Below are 14,610 nucleotides of genomic sequence, written 5' to 3'. Positions count from 1 at the left end.
ACGGGGCCTCGCGCCCCGTTGTCGTTTTCAGCTCGGCATCAGCACCATGTTGTCGCGGTGGACCATTTCAGGTTCGGCGACATAGCCCAGCAAACGCTCGAATTCGGCCGAGGGCTTGCGGCAGAGCAGGCGCGCTTCCACGCTCGAATAGTTGGCCAGGCCCCGAGCCAGCTCGACGCCGTCGACATCGCGCACCGCGATCACGTCGCCGCGCGAAAACTCTCCCGACACGCTGGTCATGCCGATCGGCAACAGGCTCTTGCCTTCGGCGCGCACCTTGGCCGCGGCCCCCGCATCGACGACGACGGCGCCGCGCAGTTGCAGATGGTCGGCCATCCAGCGCTTGCGGGCCTGGTGCTTGGCAGTTTGCGCCACCAGCAGCGTGCCGATGGACTCGCCGCGCGACAGGCGCAGCAGCGCGTCGGGCTCGCGGCCCCAGGCGATGACAGTGGAAGCGCCCGAACCGGCAGCGCGCTTGGCCGCGAGGATCTTGGTGATCATGCCGCCGCGGCCGATGCTGGAACCCGCACCACCGGCCATCGCCTCGAGCGCTGGGTCGCCAGCGGCGGCCTCGTGCACGAACTTCGCGTCAGGGTCCTTGCGCGGATCGGCGGTGTACAAACCCTTCTGGTCCGTCAGGATCACCAGCGCGTCAGCCTCGACCAGGTTGGCCACGAGCGCACCGAGCGTGTCGTTGTCGCCGAACTTGATCTCGTCGTTCACGACCGTGTCGTTCTCGTTGATGACGGGCACGACCCCCAGCTTGAGCAAGGTGACCAGCGTCGAGCGGGCATTGAGGTAGCGCTCGCGATCGGCCAGGTCGGCGTGGGTCAGCAGCACCTGCGCGCTGCCGATTTCGTTCTCGCGCAGCTTGGTCTCGTACATCTGGGCCAGGCCCATCTGCCCGACGGCTGCTGCCGCCTGCAGCTCGTTGATTTCGTGCGGCCGCGTGCGCCAGCCGAGACGCTTCATGCCCTCGGCAATCGCGCCGCTCGACACCATGACGACCTCGCGCCCGTCGCGCACCAGCGCCGCCAGTTGCCGGCACCATTCACCGATGGCCGCCTCGTCGAGACCACGGCCCTCGTTGGTCACGAGGCTGGAGCCCACCTTGACGACGATTCGGCGGGCATCCCGCAAGGCAGTGGATCCGGAGTTCGTGGTCATTTCTGGCGGTGCGGTCTTGAATGCTGCGAAGTGTGCTGCTGTCTGTGTTTATGCAGCACCAGAGGGGCGATGCTGCGTCGTCGCTCAAACGCTCTCGGGCGGCAGCTGAGTGAAGCGCGGATCGACGACGACCGGCACCTGTTCGGCCAAATGCTGCGCCTTGACCTGCTGATAGACAGCCTGCACCAGGTGTTCGCAGCCTTCGCGCGTGAGTGCCGAGATTTCGAACACGGGCCCCTTGAAGCGCAGACGCTTCACGACGTCCTTGACGCGCGCCGGGCGCTCTTCGAGCGGCACCATGTCGAGCTTGTTGAGCACGAGCCAGCGCGGCTTTTCGTAGAGCGCGGCGTCGTATTTCTTGAGTTCGCCGACGATGGCCTTGGCCTGGGCGACCGGGTCGACAGCGTCGTCGAACGGCGCCATGTCGATCACGTGCAGCAGAAGGCGCGTGCGCTGCAGGTGGCGCAGGAAGAGATGGCCGAGGCCGGCGCCTTCGGCAGCACCTTCGATCAGGCCGGGAAGGTCGGCCACGACGAAGCTCTGTTCCGGACCGACGCGCACCACGCCAAGGTTCGGGTGCAGCGTGGTGAAGGGGTAATCCGCAATGCGCGGGCGTGCATTGGAGATGGCGCTGATCAGCGTCGACTTGCCGGCATTCGGCATGCCGAGCAGACCGACGTCGGCCAACACCTTCAGTTCGAGCTTGACACTGCGCTTCTCGCCAGGCCACCCAGGCGTCTTCTGACGCGGTGCGCGGTTGATGGCGCTTTTGAAACGCATGTTGCCAAAGCCACCATCGCCGCCCTTGGCGATGGTGATGACTTTGCCTTCCTCCAGCAGCTCGAACAGGACCTCGCCCGTTTCCGCGTCGGAGATGATCGTGCCGACCGGCATCTTGAGCGTGATGTCGTCACCGGCGGCGCCGAACATGTCGGAGCCCATGCCGTGCTCTCCGCGCTTGGCCTCGTGGCGGCGCGAATAGCGGAAATCGACCAGCGTGTTCAGGTTCGAATCGGCCACTGCGAAGACGTGGCCGCCGCGGCCGCCGTCACCGCCATTGGGGCCGCCGAATTCCTTGTACTTCTCATGACGGAACGACACGCAGCCGTTGCCGCCATCGCCGGCAGCGATGTCGATGAAGGCTTCGTCGACGAACTTCATGGGATGTCCAGTTTACAAATGAAGAAGCCCCGGCAATGCGGGGCCTCGGGTGATCGAAATGACTGCGAGGCTTACGCCGCGGGAGTCACGTTGACCGTGTGCTTGTTCAATGCACCCTTGAAACCGAACGACACATGGCCGTCGACCAGGGCAAACAGCGTGTGGTCCTTGCCCAGACCGACGTTCACGCCGGGGTGGAACTTGGTGCCGCGCTGGCGCACGATGATCGAGCCTGCGCTGATCAGTTCGCCGCCGAACGTCTTCACGCCGAGCATCTTGGGCTTGGAATCGCGCCCGTTTCGCGTTGAGCCGCCGCCTTTTTTCTGTGCCATGGAATGTGCTCCTTAGCCGGCGATCGCGCCGATTTGCAGTTCGGTGAACTGCTGGCGATGGCCTTGACGTTTCTGATAGTGCTTGCGACGGCGCATCTTGAAGATGCCAACCTTGTCGTGCTTGCCGTGCGACAGTACCGTGACTGTCACCGTTGCGCCGGACACCAGGGGCGTGCCAACCTTGATTTCAGCGCCGTTTCCGACAGCCAGAACCTGATCGATCACGATTTCCTGGCCTACGTCCGCAGCAATCTGTTCTACTTTAATTTTTTCGCCGGAAGCAACGCGATATTGCTTGCCGCCGGTTTTTATGACCGCGTACATGTAAACCTCTTAGAAATTGAGTCCCCACGGCGAATTCCGCAGAGCCCAAGATTATAGCGCGGTTTGTACTTGCCGCCCAGCCAGAGGCCCAGCAGGATGGGGAAGCCACGGCGGCTCCCTATAATTTGGCATTTCCGGCCCTCCCTTCATAGAAGGGGCCGCCATCATTTCCAGCAGCGCCCCGCGCCCACGCTTTGCCAGTTCCCGCCGCCGACACCTCCCCCACCGCCACTGTGCTGGACCTGATTGCGGGCGACATGGTCGAAGTCGACCGTGTGATTGCCCACCGCCTCGACACGGGCGTGCCGCTGGTCAGCCAAGTCTCGAAATACATCATCTCCGCGGGCGGCAAGCGCCTGCGGCCTGCGCTTTTGCTGCTGATGTCGGGGGCGCTGGGCTACACCGGCGAGCAGCGCTTCAACCTCGCGGCCGTGGTGGAGTTCATTCACACGGCAACCCTGCTGCACGACGATGTGGTCGACGAGTCGACCCTTCGGCGCGGCCGGGCGACAGCCAATGAGTCCTTCGGCAACCCGGCGAGCGTGCTGGTCGGCGATTTCCTCTATTCGCGCGCTTTCCAGATGATGCTGGACGCCGACAACATGCGCGTGATGCAAATCCTGGCTGAGGCCACCAACATCATTGCCGAGGGCGAGGTGCTCCAGCTGATGAACATGCACGACGCGTCACTGGACGAAGAAGCCTATCTGCGCGTGATCCGCTCGAAGACCGCCAAGCTTTTCGAAGCCAGCACCCGGCTCGCCGCCGTGCTCGCAGGCGCGTCTGCAGACACGGAGCAGGCATGCGCCACTTACGGCCAGGCGCTGGGCACCGCCTTCCAGGTGATCGACGACGTGCTCGACTACGCGGGCGATGCCCAGGAAACCGGAAAGAACGTGGGCGATGACCTGCGCGAAGGCAAGACCACGCTCCCACTCATCTTCGCGATGCAGCGCGGCACCCCTGCGCAGAGCGCACTCGTGCGTGCAGCCATCGAGGCTGGAGACACCGCCCAACTGGGAAAAATCGTCGAAATCGTTCGCGAAACGGGGGCGCTGGATGCCTCGCGCGCAGCAGCTGCCGCCGAGGCACAACGCGCGATTCACGCTTTGAAAGACTTTCCGTCCAATTTGTACGCCTCAGGTTTGCTACAATTGGCGGCTCAGTTGCTTGAGCGACGTACCTGAACACCTCACTGAGTTGGCATCTAGGGCGATTACTTTTTTCTTGCAACCATCGGGGTGTAGCTTAGCCTGGTAGAGCGCTACGTTCGGGACGTAGAGGCCGGAGGTTCGAATCCTCTCACCCCGACCAGCCTTTGGCTGGCATAAATAAATGGCCGCGCCTGTTGCTGTATGGCGATTTACAGCGCAGGAGTGTTCAGCGATGATCGTGAAGCATTTTTTCACATCTTTTGCATTCGCTGAATGGCCGCTGCCGAACTTCCCGTCAAAGAACCTGCGCAGATTGCGCTCCCAGGGCTCGCACGTGCCCTGGTTTCGGCCGGCAAGCTCCCCGCCAAGTCCGCTGAGGACATTTATCAGAAGTCGCTGAGCGGGCGCACCAGCTTCATCGCCGAGCTCACTGGCTCTGGCGCTGTCTCAGCGGCCGATCTGGCCCACACGCTTTCAAGCGCCTTCGGCGCTCCGCTTCTCGACCTCGATGCGATCGATCCGCAGCGCCTGCCCAAGGACCTGCTCGACGCCAAGCTGTGCCACGCGTACCGCATCGTCGTCCTCAGCAAGCGCAACAACCGTCTGATTGTTGCAACAGCCGACCCGTCCGACCAGCAAGCGGCGGAAAAGATCAAGTTCGCATCCCAGATGGGCGTCGACTGGGTCATTGCGGAGTACGACAAGCTTTCTCGAATGATCGAAGCCGCTGCGGTGAGCGCGGCGGAGACCATCAACAACATTGTCGGCAGCGAGTTCGAGTTCGACGAAGTCACCTCCGAAACTTCGAGCGAAGCCTCCGACCAGGCGATTGCCGAAGTCGAAGACGCGCCGGTCGTGCGCTTTCTTCACAAGATGCTGCTCGACGCGATCGGCATGCGGGCTTCGGACATCCATTTCGAGCCCTACGAGCACCAGTACCGCGTGCGGTTCCGGATCGACGGCGAGCTGCGCGAAATCGCCAGCCCGCCCACCGTCATCAAGGACAAGCTGGCCTCGCGCATCAAGGTCATCTCGCGGCTCGACATCTCCGAGAAGCGCGTGCCGCAAGACGGCCGCATGAAGCTCAAGATCGGCCCGGACCGCGTCATCGACTTTCGCGTGAGCACCCTGCCCACGCTGTTCGGCGAAAAGATCGTCATCCGTATTCTTGACCCCAGCAGCGCTCGCCTGGGCATCGATGCGCTGGGCTACGACGCAGACGAAAAGGCGCGCCTCCTTCACGCCATCGGGCGTCCCTACGGAATGGTGCTGGTGACGGGCCCCACGGGCTCAGGCAAGACGGTGTCGCTGTACACCTGCCTGAACCTGCTGAATCAGCCGGGCGTGAACATCGCGACCGCGGAAGACCCCTCGGAAATCAACCTGCCCGGCGTCAACCAGGTCAACGTGAACGAAAAGGCGGGGCTCACCTTCGCGGCCGCGCTGCGCGCCTTCCTGCGCCAGGATCCGGACATCATCATGGTCGGCGAAATCCGCGACCTGGAAACTGCGGACATCTCGATCAAGGCCGCGCAAACAGGCCACCTGGTGCTCTCCACGCTGCACACCAACGACGCACCGACCACGCTCACGCGGATGCGCAACATGGGCATCGCGCCATTCAATATTGCGTCCAGCGTGATCCTGATCACTGCGCAGCGCCTGGCCAGGCGGCTGTGCACGGTGTGCCGCGTGCCCACCGAAGTACCGCGCGAAGCGCTGCTCGACGCCGGATTCCAGGAAGAACAACTGGACGGAACGTGGAAGCCCTATCGCCCCGTCGGCTGCTCCGCATGCAGCGGCGGCTACAAGGGGCGCGTGGGCATCTATCAGGTGATGCCGATCACGGAGGCGATCCAGGAAATCATCCTGCGCGACGGCAGCGCGCTCGACATCGCCCAGCAGTCCGAGGCCGAAGGCGTGCGCTCGCTGCGCCAGTCGGGGTTGCGCAAAGTCATGCAAGGTCTCACTTCGCTGGAAGAAGTGGTCGCCTGCACCAACCTGTAACGAACACACCGAGAAACCGGAGATCGAATGGCAACAGTGGCATCCCCCCGCTCCAAGCCCACGCACAAGGAGTTTGTCTTCGAGTGGGAGGGCAAGGACCGCAACGGCAAGATGGTGCGCGGCGAACTTCGGGCCGCCGGCGAGAACCAGGTGCAGGCGGCATTGCGCCGCCAAGGCGTGCTTGCGTCGAAGATCAAGAAGCGCCGGATGCGCTCGGGCAAGGCCATCAAGCCCAAGGACATCGCGATCTTCACGCGCCAGCTGGCAACGATGATGAAGGCCGGCGTGCCTTTGATGCAGTCCTTCGACATCGTCGGACGCGGCAACGCGAACGCGAGCGTGGCCAAGCTGCTCAACGACATTCGCACCGACGTGGAAACCGGCACTTCGCTGTCGGCGGCCTTCCGGAAGTTTCCGAAGTACTTCGACAACCTTTATTGCAACCTGGTGGAAGCCGGCGAAGCCGCCGGTATCCTGGAAGACCTGCTGGACCGCCTCGCCACGTACATGGAAAAGACCGAGGCGATCAAGTCCAAGATCAAGTCGGCGCTGATGTACCCGACCTCCGTGGTCGTCGTGGCCTTCGTGGTGGTGGCCATCATCATGATCTTCGTGATTCCGGCGTTCAAGCAGGTGTTCACTTCTTTCGGTGCCGATCTGCCTGCGCCCACGCTGTTCGTGATGGCCATCAGCGAATTCTTCGTCTCGTACTGGTGGCTGATCTTCGGCTGCATCGGCGGCGGCATCTACTTCTTCCTGCAGGCGTGGAAACGCAATGAGCGCTTCCAGAAGGTCATGGACCGCGTCCTGTTGCGCATTCCCATCTTCGGCACATTGATCGAAAAATCCTGCGTGGCCCGCTGGACCCGAACGTTGGCAACCATGTTCGCCGCCGGCGTCCCCTTGGTCGAAGCCCTCGACTCGGTGGGCGGGGCCTCGGGCAACAGCGTCTACGGCGACGCCACGGCGAAGATCCAGCAGGAGGTTTCCACCGGCACCAGCCTCACTGCGGCCATGACCAATGCCAACCTCTTTCCGTCGATGGTCATCCAGATGACCGCCATCGGCGAAGAGTCCGGCTCCATCGACCACATGCTGGGCAAGGCGGCCGACTTCTACGAGTCCGAGGTGGACGACATGGTCGCGGGCCTGTCGAGCCTGATGGAGCCCATCATCATCGTGTTCCTGGGCACCATCATCGGCGGCATCGTGGTCTCGATGTACCTGCCCATCTTCAAGCTCGGCCAGGTCGTCTGATGCTCGTGTCGAGGGAATTCGACACCGCGTTCGCCGGTGTGCTGGGGCTATTGATCGGCAGTTTCCTCAACGTCGTCATCTACCGCACGCCGGTGATGATGTACCGCGACTGGCTCGCCGACGCCGTCGCGAACCTCATGTCGTCGAAGGATGCCCCCTCGCTGTGGTCGCTGGCCTTCGGCTCGAAGGTCGCGCCCCCCGCCGGGCTGGAGGTAGCGGCCGACAGGGCCGCGGCGGTCATCGAAGCGCAGCCCCCTTTCGACCTGGCGCGTCCCGCCTCGCGCTGCGGCGCCTGCGGCCACAGGATCCGCTGGTACGAGAACATCCCCGTGCTGAGCTACCTGGTGCTGCGCGGCCGCTGCGGCGCCTGCAGGACCGCGATCAGCCCACGCTACCCGCTGGTCGAGCTCGTCACGGGCGCCCTGTTCGCCCTGTGCGCCTGGCGCTTCGGTGTCACGCCCGCGGGCGCGCTCTGGGCCGCCTTTGGCGCCTTGCTGGTCTGCCAGTTCCTGATCGATTTCGACACCCAGTTCCTGCCCGATTCGCTCAACTACCCCCTGCTGTGGCTTGGCCTGATCGGCGCGGCGGCGGGCTGGACCGGGGTGCCTTTGAGTTCAGCCGTCTGGGGCGCCGTGTTCGGCTACCTGAGCCTGTGGCTTGTGTACCATGCCTTTCGCCTGGTCACGGGCAAGGAAGGCATGGGCTATGGAGACTTCAAGCTGCTGGCCGCGCTGGGCGCCTGGCTCGGCGCCGACTACCTCATTGCGATCATCCTCGTCTCGTCGCTGGTGGGCGCCGTGATCGGCGTGACGCTGCGCGTGGCCGGCAAGCTGGCGCACAAGGACATCCCGATCGCCTTCGGCCCCTTCCTGGCCGGCGCGGGCCTCATCTGTCTGGTGGCGGGCCCGGAGGTCGTGAGGCAATGGATTCCGTTCGCCTTCCCCCTGGGCGCGCTGGTCCGTTGACGCCGTCCATGGTGCGGCGCGTCGGCCTGACCGGCGGCATCGGCAGCGGCAAGAGCACGGTGGCCGGCTTGCTGGTGCGGCAGGGAGCCGTGCTGGTGGACACCGACGCCATTGCGCGTGCCATCGCGCAGCCCGGGGGCGTCGCGATGCCGGCCCTGGAGGCCGACTTCGGCCCCGGCGTCATCGCTCCGGACGGCGGCCTCGACAGGGCCGCCATGCGCCGGATCGTGTTCGCCGATGCCGGCGCCAAGCGTCGCCTGGAAGCCATCCTGCACCCCCTCATCGGCACCGAAACCGAGCGCCAGGCCGCGGCGGCCGGTGACGATGCGGTGGTGGTCTTCGATGTTCCCCTGCTGGTCGAATCCGGCCGCTGGCGCACCCTCGTCGACCGGGTGCTGGTGGTCGATGCCACCGAGGAAACGCAAATGAAACGCGTGGTCGCGCGCTCAGGTTGGGCACCGGAAGCCGTCCAGGCAGTCATCGCCCAACAGGCCCCGCGCAAGGCGCGCAGGGCGGCCGCGGACGCGGTCATTTACAACGAGTCCCTGACCCTGGAGCAACTCGGTGCGCAGGTGTGGGGTCTCTGGGAACGTTGGGTTGTGGCGGGCACGCGATAATTTGGCATTGACGCCGCAGCGGCGACACGACGGTCACGTCAAACGGCGCACGCCTTAGCGCCCCTCACGATGCTTTTCAATTCGTATCCCTTCATCTTCGTTTTCTTCCCGCTGGTCCTGATCGGCTTCTTCCTGATCGGCGCGCGCAGTCCCCGAGCGGCGGCGGGTTTCCTGGCACTGGCCTCGCTCTTCTTCTACGGCTGGTGGAGCGTCAAGGCGCTGCCCCTGCTGCTGGGGTCGATCTGCATCAACTACTGGTTCGGACTGCGACTCACGCCTTCCCCGAGCCGGGAAGACAAGCACCGCAAGGCCCTGCTGATCATCGCGCTGGTGGTCAACCTCGGGGTGTTGGCGGTCTTCAAGTACGCCAACTTCTTCCTGGAAAACATCGATGCCGGCCTGGCCGCCGCCGGCTTCGCGCAGATCGACCTGGTGCACATCGTGCTGCCGATCGGCATCTCGTTCTACACGTTCACCCAGATCGCCTTCCTGGTCGACTGCTGGCAGGGCAAGGTGCAAGAGCGCAGCTTCGTCCACTATGCGCTGTTCGTGACCTACTTCCCGCACCTGATCGCGGGCCCGGTGCTGCATCACGCGCAGATGATGCCGCAGTTCAACAGCCCGGCCACCTACAAATTCAACGCCAACCACATGGCGCTGGGGCTGGGCATCTTCGTCTTCGGCCTGGCCAAGAAGATGCTCATCGCCGACCCGCTGGGGCAGTACGCCGACATGATGTTCAAGGGCGTGCACGAAGGCGTTCTGCCTTCGCTGTACACCGCGTGGTTCGGCGTGCTGGCCTATACGCTGCAGATCTATTTCGACTTCTCGGGCTACTCGGACATGGCGGTCGGCCTGTCGCTGTGCGTGGGCGTGCAGCTGCCGCTCAACTTCCGCTCGCCCTACAAGTCGACCAACATGATCGAGTTCTGGCGCCGCTGGCACATCTCGCTGTCGACCTTCCTGCGCGACTATCTCTACGTGCCGCTGGGCGGCAACCGCAAGGGGCCGGCGCGCCGCTACATCAACCTCTTCCTGACGATGCTGCTGGGCGGCCTGTGGCACGGCGCCGCCTGGACCTTCGTGATCTGGGGTGCGCTGCACGGCGCGTTCCTGATGGTCAACCACTTCTGGAACGCCAAGGTGCGCCGCGGCAGCACCAAGACCACGTGGTACGGCCGCGTGGTCGGCTGGTTCATCACCTTCCTGTGCGTCATGATCGCCTGGGTGGTGTTCCGCGCCGACAGCCTGACGGCCGCCATCGAGATCTACAAGGGCATGCTGGGCCTGCATGGCGCACCAGTTTCGGCTTTCAGCGAATTCCGCGTGCCGTTCCGCAAGCCCGAGTTCTTCCAGACCCTCCTGGTGGGCCTGGTGATCTGCCTGGCGCTGCCGCCCACCATCACGCTCGACCGCTGGATTCCCAACGTCGCGGGCCTGGCCGGACGGCCTCACCTGCAGCGCGTGGCCACCTGGGTCACCGGGCTGGGATGCGTCTATCTTTTTGGCCTGTGCGTGTCGAAGTTCGGCAACTACAGCCCATTCCTCTATTTCCAGTTCTGACATGGAAGACACGACATCGGCCAAGACCTGGCTTCGCATCTTCGCCGCGGGTTTCCTGGTGTGCTGCGCGTTGCTGGTCGCCAGCTTGTTCACCCCCATTCCCTATGGCGACCTGACCCGGATCGGGCGCATCTCCGAACGCGAGTTCGGCTGGCATGCGCCGCCCCCGCCCATTCCGGACGCGGACGTCAAGACCTGGCCCATCAACGAATCCGACATCCTGGTGATCGGCGACAGCTTCTCTGTGCGCTACGCCTGGCAGGCGTCTCTCGTGGGCGCGGGCTACAAGCTCACGACCACCCACTGGGACAACCTGGGCGGCGTGGTGTGCGGCGACTTCCCGGGATGGCTCGAGAAATCCGGCTTCAAGGGCAAGGTGGTGATCATCGAGAGCATCGAGCGCCTGCTCGAAGACCGCATCGAGAAATCCGAAGGCTGCAAGACGATGGCGCACGCCTTCAAGCCGACGCCGCCACCCTTCGAGAACCCGGCCAAGCCCGCTCCCGGCTTCCAGCTGAACTGGGACGCCGAACTGCTCAGCGGCTGGTACACGTACCACAACACCAAGGCCATCCTGCGCTCCGACAGCTGGACCAACACGCCCGAGCGCTGGGGCCCGCTGATCGATGCGCGCGTGGTACCCGACGGCTGCAAGCAGTTCAGCCACCATGCCTGCGACAAGCTGCTGATGACCGCCGAAGACCGGGTCAACGCCCCGCTGTCGGCCAAGTCCGCGCGCTTCATGAAGAGCTTCGAGGACACGGCCGCGCCGTACAAGGTCGTGTGGATGGTGGTCCCCAACAAGAGCACGGTGTATTTGCAACAAAACCATGCCGACGAATTCAGGGCCGCGTTCAACCCGCAAAATATCGGGCCGGACCTTTTCGAGCTGGCGCAACAGCACCGCTTCAAGGTCATGGACCTTTTCCCCGCCAACGAGACCCATGTCTCGACCAGGGGTTACATTCTTTTCGGTCAGCGTATGCTGGAGGCTGTGCGCCAGGTGCTGCCCGCACCGCCTGCCAGACCGCAATGAGCTCGAACCTGACTTGAAAAAACGATACGCGTGATCCTCTACGAGTACCCCTTCAACGAGCGCATCCGCACCTACCTGCGGCTGGAGCACCTGTTTCGCCGGCTCGGCGAGCTGGTGCCCTCTGAATCGCCGCTGTCCCATCACTTCGCCCTGATCACGATCTTCGAGATCATGGACGTCGCCGCGCGGGCCGACCTCAAGGCCGATGTGCTGCGCGACCTGGACAAGCACAAGAACGTCTTCAACAGCTACCGCGGCAATCCGGCCATCGCCGAGGCCGTGCTCGACCAGGTCGTCGGCCAGCTCGAGCGCAACTTCACGACGCTCAACGGCGTGTCTGGCAAGGCCGGCCAGGCGCTCACGGAGAACGAGTGGCTCATGAGCATTCGCAGCCGTGCCGGCATTCCGGGCGGCACCTGCGAGTTCGACCTGCCGGCCTACTACGCCTGGCAGCATCGCCCCGCCAAGGACCGCCGCGCCGACCTCGAACGCTGGTCGAACACACTGTCCCCGCTGGCCTCGTCGATCTACCTGCTGCTCAAGCTGCTGCGCGATGCCGACGTGCCCTACAAGGTCATCGCCACCCACGGCCAGTTCCAGCAGAACCTGCCGCAGGGCCGCAGCTTCCAGCTGCTGCGCCTGCGCATCGACCCGCGGCTGGGGTTGGTTCCCGAAATCAGCGGCAACCGTCTCATGGTGTCGGTGCGCCTCATGCGCCACGACAAGGACGACCGCCTGCACCAAAGCTCGGACGACGCGCCCTTCGAGCTGACGCTGTGCGCATGAACGCCGCAGTGCGGCGCACGAAGGTACGCCAATGAGCAAGCTGAACGCAAACGGCGAGCGCATCGTGCGCTGCCCCACGTGCGGTGGCGACAGCATCTACGCGCCGAGCAATGCCTACCGGCCGTTCTGCAGCGCGCGCTGCAAGGGCGTCGACCTCGGCGCCTGGGCCAGCGAGGAGTTCCGCATGCCGGCCGAGGCGCCGCCCGACGACAACCCCTTCGGCGATCCGAAGATCCAGTAGCAGCCGCCAGGCGCGGGCTACTTGCCGCCCGTTCCCTCGTCCAGCAGCGCGGGATCGATGTAGGTCGCGAAGCTGCGCGCATACCGCGGCCGCAGATGCCCGATGTCCTTGTAGGCCGGCGAGCCGTCGTCCGGCATGCTGCGGATGCACTGGCCGTCCGCGCACAAGCTGTCGAACGGCGCGATGACCTGCGCCCCGTTGGCTTCGGCCACCTGTTTCAGCCGCGCATTGAACTGCGCCTGGTCTTGTGGCATCGGCGCTTTCAGCTGCCCGCTGGCGGCCGTCATGCCGCCGAGCCGGCTGCCCTGGATCTGCCTGAGCGGATCGAAATCCATGCCCACCGGATTGCCGAGCACCAGGTAGACCTTCTTGTGCGCCGACAGGCGCTTGAGTACTTCGCCCAGCGACTTCAGCGACAGGTCGACGCCGTCCCCGCCGAGGAACGGGTGCACCGCCTTCCTGTCGTCCACGAAGTAGTTCACCGTGGGCCCGGCGCCGGTGAAGTAGCAGCTCCAGCAGGCCCCGATCACCACCGAATCGATCTCCGGCTTGAGCGCCAGGTCGAGCACCGCCGCGCGCCGCTCGTCGCAGCTGGTGTCGCTGCCGCTGAACAGGCCCGGCACCGGCGGGCAGGAGCCCTTGGTCGCAAAGTAGACCGTGCGCGCCTTGCCGGGCTGCGTGCGCATCAGCTCGAGCGCGCGCGGTGCGTACTGCTCGACGTGGCTGTCGCCGATCAGCAGCACGTTGTGCCTGCCGCTGCCGGCGCGGTAGACGAACTGCCCGCCCAGCGCGGACTCCTCGAAGCCGTCGTAGTAGTTGTCTTCGCGCGTGGCATCGGCCACCGCCTGCAGTGCCGGGCTGTCGTTGCGCGGCAGCGGCGTGCCCAGGAACACCAGCACGCCGGCCAGCGCCAGCGCCGCGCCGCCGCCCGCCAGGCCGCGCAGCATGCCCTGCGACAGATGCAGCTTCACGAAGCGCTCCAGGAAGCGGTAGGTGGCCCAGGCCAACACCACGGACGCCACCACCATCGCGATGCGCATCTGCAGCGAAGGTTCGCCACCCGCGACGATGCGCGCGTACGACAGCAGCGGCCAGTGCCACAGGTACAGCGGGTAGCTGATGAGGCCGATCCACACCATCAGGCGGTTCGACAGCAGGTAGCGGTTGAGCACGCCGTTCGGTCCCGCTGCGATGCAGCTCACCGCGCCCAGCACAGGCAGCAGCGCCCACCAGCCCGGAAACGCCTTGGTGCTGCGCGTCATGAAGAGCCCCAGCACGATCAGACCCACGCCGACCACCGACTGCACATGCTTCGTCCAGGCACGCGAATCCGCGGTGCCCGCCGGCGCGCCCGCGGCCTGCAGACGCATGGCCGCCAGCAGCCCGCCGAGCATCAGCTCCCACGCGCGCGACAGCGGCGAATAGAACGCCGCCGCGCGGTGCGGCTGCACCGTGAGCACATTGACCAGGAAGGAGATCGCGGCCACCGCCAGCGTCACCCGAAGAATCGGCCAGCGCTTGCGCCAGGCAAGCCCCAGCAACAGCGGCCAGAAGATGTAGAACTGCTCCTCGATGCCCAGCGACCACAGGTGCAGCAGCGGCTTGGTCTCCGCCGTGGCGTCGAAGTAGCCGGCTTCGCCCAGGAAGACCAGGTTGGCGAAGAAGGCGGCCCCGCCGGTGGTCTGCTTGCCCAGCTGCGAGAACTCGCCCGGCAGCAGCACGTACCAGCCGAAGGCCAGCGTGGCCAGCAGCACCAGCACCAGCGCGGGAAAGATCCGCCGGATGCGCCGCGCATAGAAGTCGCGGTAGCTGAAGTCGCCCGCGGCCAGGCTCTGCAGCAGGATGGTCGTGATCAGGAAGCCAGAGATCACGAAGAAGATGTCGACCCCGATGAAGCCGCCCGGCAGCAGGCTCGGAAACGCGTGATACGCCAGCACCGAGCCCACCGCGATGGCGCGCAGGCCGTCAATGTCCGGGCGGTACTTGGGATGCATGGTTCG

Annotated in this window: 14 protein-coding genes and 1 tRNA gene; 10 read left to right on the top strand and 5 right to left on the bottom strand. The window is 64.9% G+C overall.

Features of this window, described 5'->3' with window-relative positions; translation table 11 throughout:
- Positions 1-27: 27 nt before the first annotated feature.
- The 4 genes from proB to rplU form a co-directional block, all read right to left on the bottom strand.
- Positions 28-1,167 (bottom strand): glutamate 5-kinase, encoded by a 1,140-nt coding sequence (gene proB, locus ACSFBM_RS16185; RefSeq protein WP_435485233.1) that lies wholly within the window; start codon positions 1,165-1,167, stop codon positions 28-30.
- An 84-nt stretch (positions 1,168-1,251) separates the two neighbouring features.
- Positions 1,252-2,328: an Obg family GTPase CgtA gene (cgtA, locus tag ACSFBM_RS16180; RefSeq protein WP_435485232.1), complete on the bottom strand. Its 1,077-nt coding sequence runs from the start codon at positions 2,326-2,328 to the stop codon at positions 1,252-1,254.
- 71 nt (positions 2,329-2,399) lie between these two features.
- The gene (rpmA, locus tag ACSFBM_RS16175) at positions 2,400-2,660 is read right to left on the bottom strand and encodes a 50S ribosomal protein L27 (RefSeq protein WP_435437239.1); all 261 of its coding nucleotides are present in this window, start codon (positions 2,658-2,660) and stop codon (positions 2,400-2,402) included.
- Positions 2,661-2,672: 12 nt separating this feature from the next.
- The gene (rplU, locus tag ACSFBM_RS16170) at positions 2,673-2,984 is read right to left on the bottom strand and encodes a 50S ribosomal protein L21 (RefSeq protein WP_042578903.1); all 312 of its coding nucleotides are present in this window, start codon (positions 2,982-2,984) and stop codon (positions 2,673-2,675) included.
- Positions 2,985-3,178: 194 nt separating this feature from the next.
- Between rplU and ACSFBM_RS16165 the strand changes: the two genes are divergently transcribed.
- The 10 genes from ACSFBM_RS16165 (at position 3,179) to ACSFBM_RS16120 (ending at position 12,610) form a co-directional block, all read left to right on the top strand.
- Positions 3,179-4,171, top strand: coding sequence for a polyprenyl synthetase family protein (locus ACSFBM_RS16165; protein ID WP_435485231.1), 993 nt, complete (start codon positions 3,179-3,181; stop codon positions 4,169-4,171).
- Between the two features lie 50 nt (positions 4,172-4,221).
- Positions 4,222-4,298, top strand: a tRNA-Pro gene (locus ACSFBM_RS16160).
- Between the two features lie 113 nt (positions 4,299-4,411).
- Positions 4,412-6,145, top strand: a complete 1,734-nt coding sequence (gene pilB, locus ACSFBM_RS16155; RefSeq protein ID WP_435437236.1) for a type IV-A pilus assembly ATPase PilB — start codon at positions 4,412-4,414, stop codon at positions 6,143-6,145.
- A 27-nt stretch (positions 6,146-6,172) separates the two neighbouring features.
- Entirely contained in the window at positions 6,173-7,402 is a 1,230-nt protein-coding gene (locus tag ACSFBM_RS16150) for a type II secretion system F family protein (RefSeq protein ID WP_435437235.1), read from the top strand.
- On the top strand, positions 7,402-8,367 hold the full coding sequence (locus tag ACSFBM_RS16145) for a prepilin peptidase (protein WP_435485230.1): 966 nt from the start codon (positions 7,402-7,404) through the stop codon (positions 8,365-8,367). The genes ACSFBM_RS16150 and ACSFBM_RS16145 overlap by 1 nt, the downstream gene beginning before the upstream one ends.
- Positions 8,368-8,375: 8 nt before the next feature.
- Positions 8,376-8,984: a dephospho-CoA kinase gene (gene coaE, locus ACSFBM_RS16140; RefSeq protein WP_435485273.1), complete on the top strand. Its 609-nt coding sequence runs from the start codon at positions 8,376-8,378 to the stop codon at positions 8,982-8,984.
- 69 nt (positions 8,985-9,053) lie between these two features.
- Positions 9,054-10,547, top strand: coding sequence for an MBOAT family O-acyltransferase (locus ACSFBM_RS16135; RefSeq protein WP_435485229.1), 1,494 nt, complete (start codon positions 9,054-9,056; stop codon positions 10,545-10,547).
- 1 nt (position 10,548) lies between these two features.
- Complete coding sequence (locus ACSFBM_RS16130; RefSeq protein ID WP_435485228.1) at positions 10,549-11,583, top strand: alginate O-acetyltransferase AlgX-related protein; 1,035 nt, start codon at positions 10,549-10,551, stop codon at positions 11,581-11,583.
- A 30-nt stretch (positions 11,584-11,613) separates the two neighbouring features.
- Entirely contained in the window at positions 11,614-12,369 is a 756-nt protein-coding gene (gene zapD, locus ACSFBM_RS16125) for a cell division protein ZapD (protein ID WP_435485227.1), read from the top strand.
- Between the two features lie 31 nt (positions 12,370-12,400).
- Entirely contained in the window at positions 12,401-12,610 is a 210-nt protein-coding gene (locus ACSFBM_RS16120; RefSeq protein WP_435485226.1) for a DNA gyrase inhibitor YacG, read from the top strand.
- 17 nt (positions 12,611-12,627) lie between these two features.
- On the opposite strand, the gene ACSFBM_RS16115 is transcribed toward ACSFBM_RS16120, so the two are convergent.
- Positions 12,628-14,604 (bottom strand): acyltransferase family protein, encoded by a 1,977-nt coding sequence (locus ACSFBM_RS16115; protein WP_435485225.1) that lies wholly within the window; start codon positions 14,602-14,604, stop codon positions 12,628-12,630.
- Positions 14,605-14,610 lie beyond the last annotated feature (6 nt).

The sequence above is a fragment of the Variovorax pasteuri genome, assembly GCF_051216435.1.
In the GTDB taxonomy this organism is placed as follows: Bacteria; Pseudomonadota; Gammaproteobacteria; order Burkholderiales; family Burkholderiaceae_C; genus Variovorax.
Note: the sequence above shows the minus strand (reverse complement) of the source record. Positions and strands in the feature narration are given on the sequence as shown.

What these genes read in the sequence shown, in the direction of transcription:
- ACSFBM_RS16150 (WP_435437235.1), top strand. Translation starts at nt 6,173, where the DNA reads ATGGCAACAGTGGCATCCCCCCGCTCCAAGCCCACGCACAAGGAGTTT.
- coaE (WP_435485273.1), top strand. Translation starts at nt 8,376, where the DNA reads ATGGTGCGGCGCGTCGGCCTGACCGGCGGCATCGGCAGCGGCAAGAGC.
- pilB (WP_435437236.1), top strand. Translation starts at nt 4,412, where the DNA reads ATGGCCGCTGCCGAACTTCCCGTCAAAGAACCTGCGCAGATTGCGCTC.
- ACSFBM_RS16120 (WP_435485226.1), top strand. Translation starts at nt 12,401, where the DNA reads ATGAGCAAGCTGAACGCAAACGGCGAGCGCATCGTGCGCTGCCCCACG.
- ACSFBM_RS16135 (WP_435485229.1), top strand. Translation starts at nt 9,054, where the DNA reads ATGCTTTTCAATTCGTATCCCTTCATCTTCGTTTTCTTCCCGCTGGTC.
- proB (WP_435485233.1), bottom strand. Translation starts at nt 1,167, where the DNA reads ATGACCACGAACTCCGGATCCACTGCCTTGCGGGATGCCCGCCGAATC.
- ACSFBM_RS16130 (WP_435485228.1), top strand. Translation starts at nt 10,549, where the DNA reads ATGGAAGACACGACATCGGCCAAGACCTGGCTTCGCATCTTCGCCGCG.
- ACSFBM_RS16145 (WP_435485230.1), top strand. Translation starts at nt 7,402, where the DNA reads ATGCTCGTGTCGAGGGAATTCGACACCGCGTTCGCCGGTGTGCTGGGG.
- rpmA (WP_435437239.1), bottom strand. Translation starts at nt 2,660, where the DNA reads ATGGCACAGAAAAAAGGCGGCGGCTCAACGCGAAACGGGCGCGATTCC.
- ACSFBM_RS16115 (WP_435485225.1), bottom strand. Translation starts at nt 14,604, where the DNA reads ATGCATCCCAAGTACCGCCCGGACATTGACGGCCTGCGCGCCATCGCG.
- cgtA (WP_435485232.1), bottom strand. Translation starts at nt 2,328, where the DNA reads ATGAAGTTCGTCGACGAAGCCTTCATCGACATCGCTGCCGGCGATGGC.
- rplU (WP_042578903.1), bottom strand. Translation starts at nt 2,984, where the DNA reads ATGTACGCGGTCATAAAAACCGGCGGCAAGCAATATCGCGTTGCTTCC.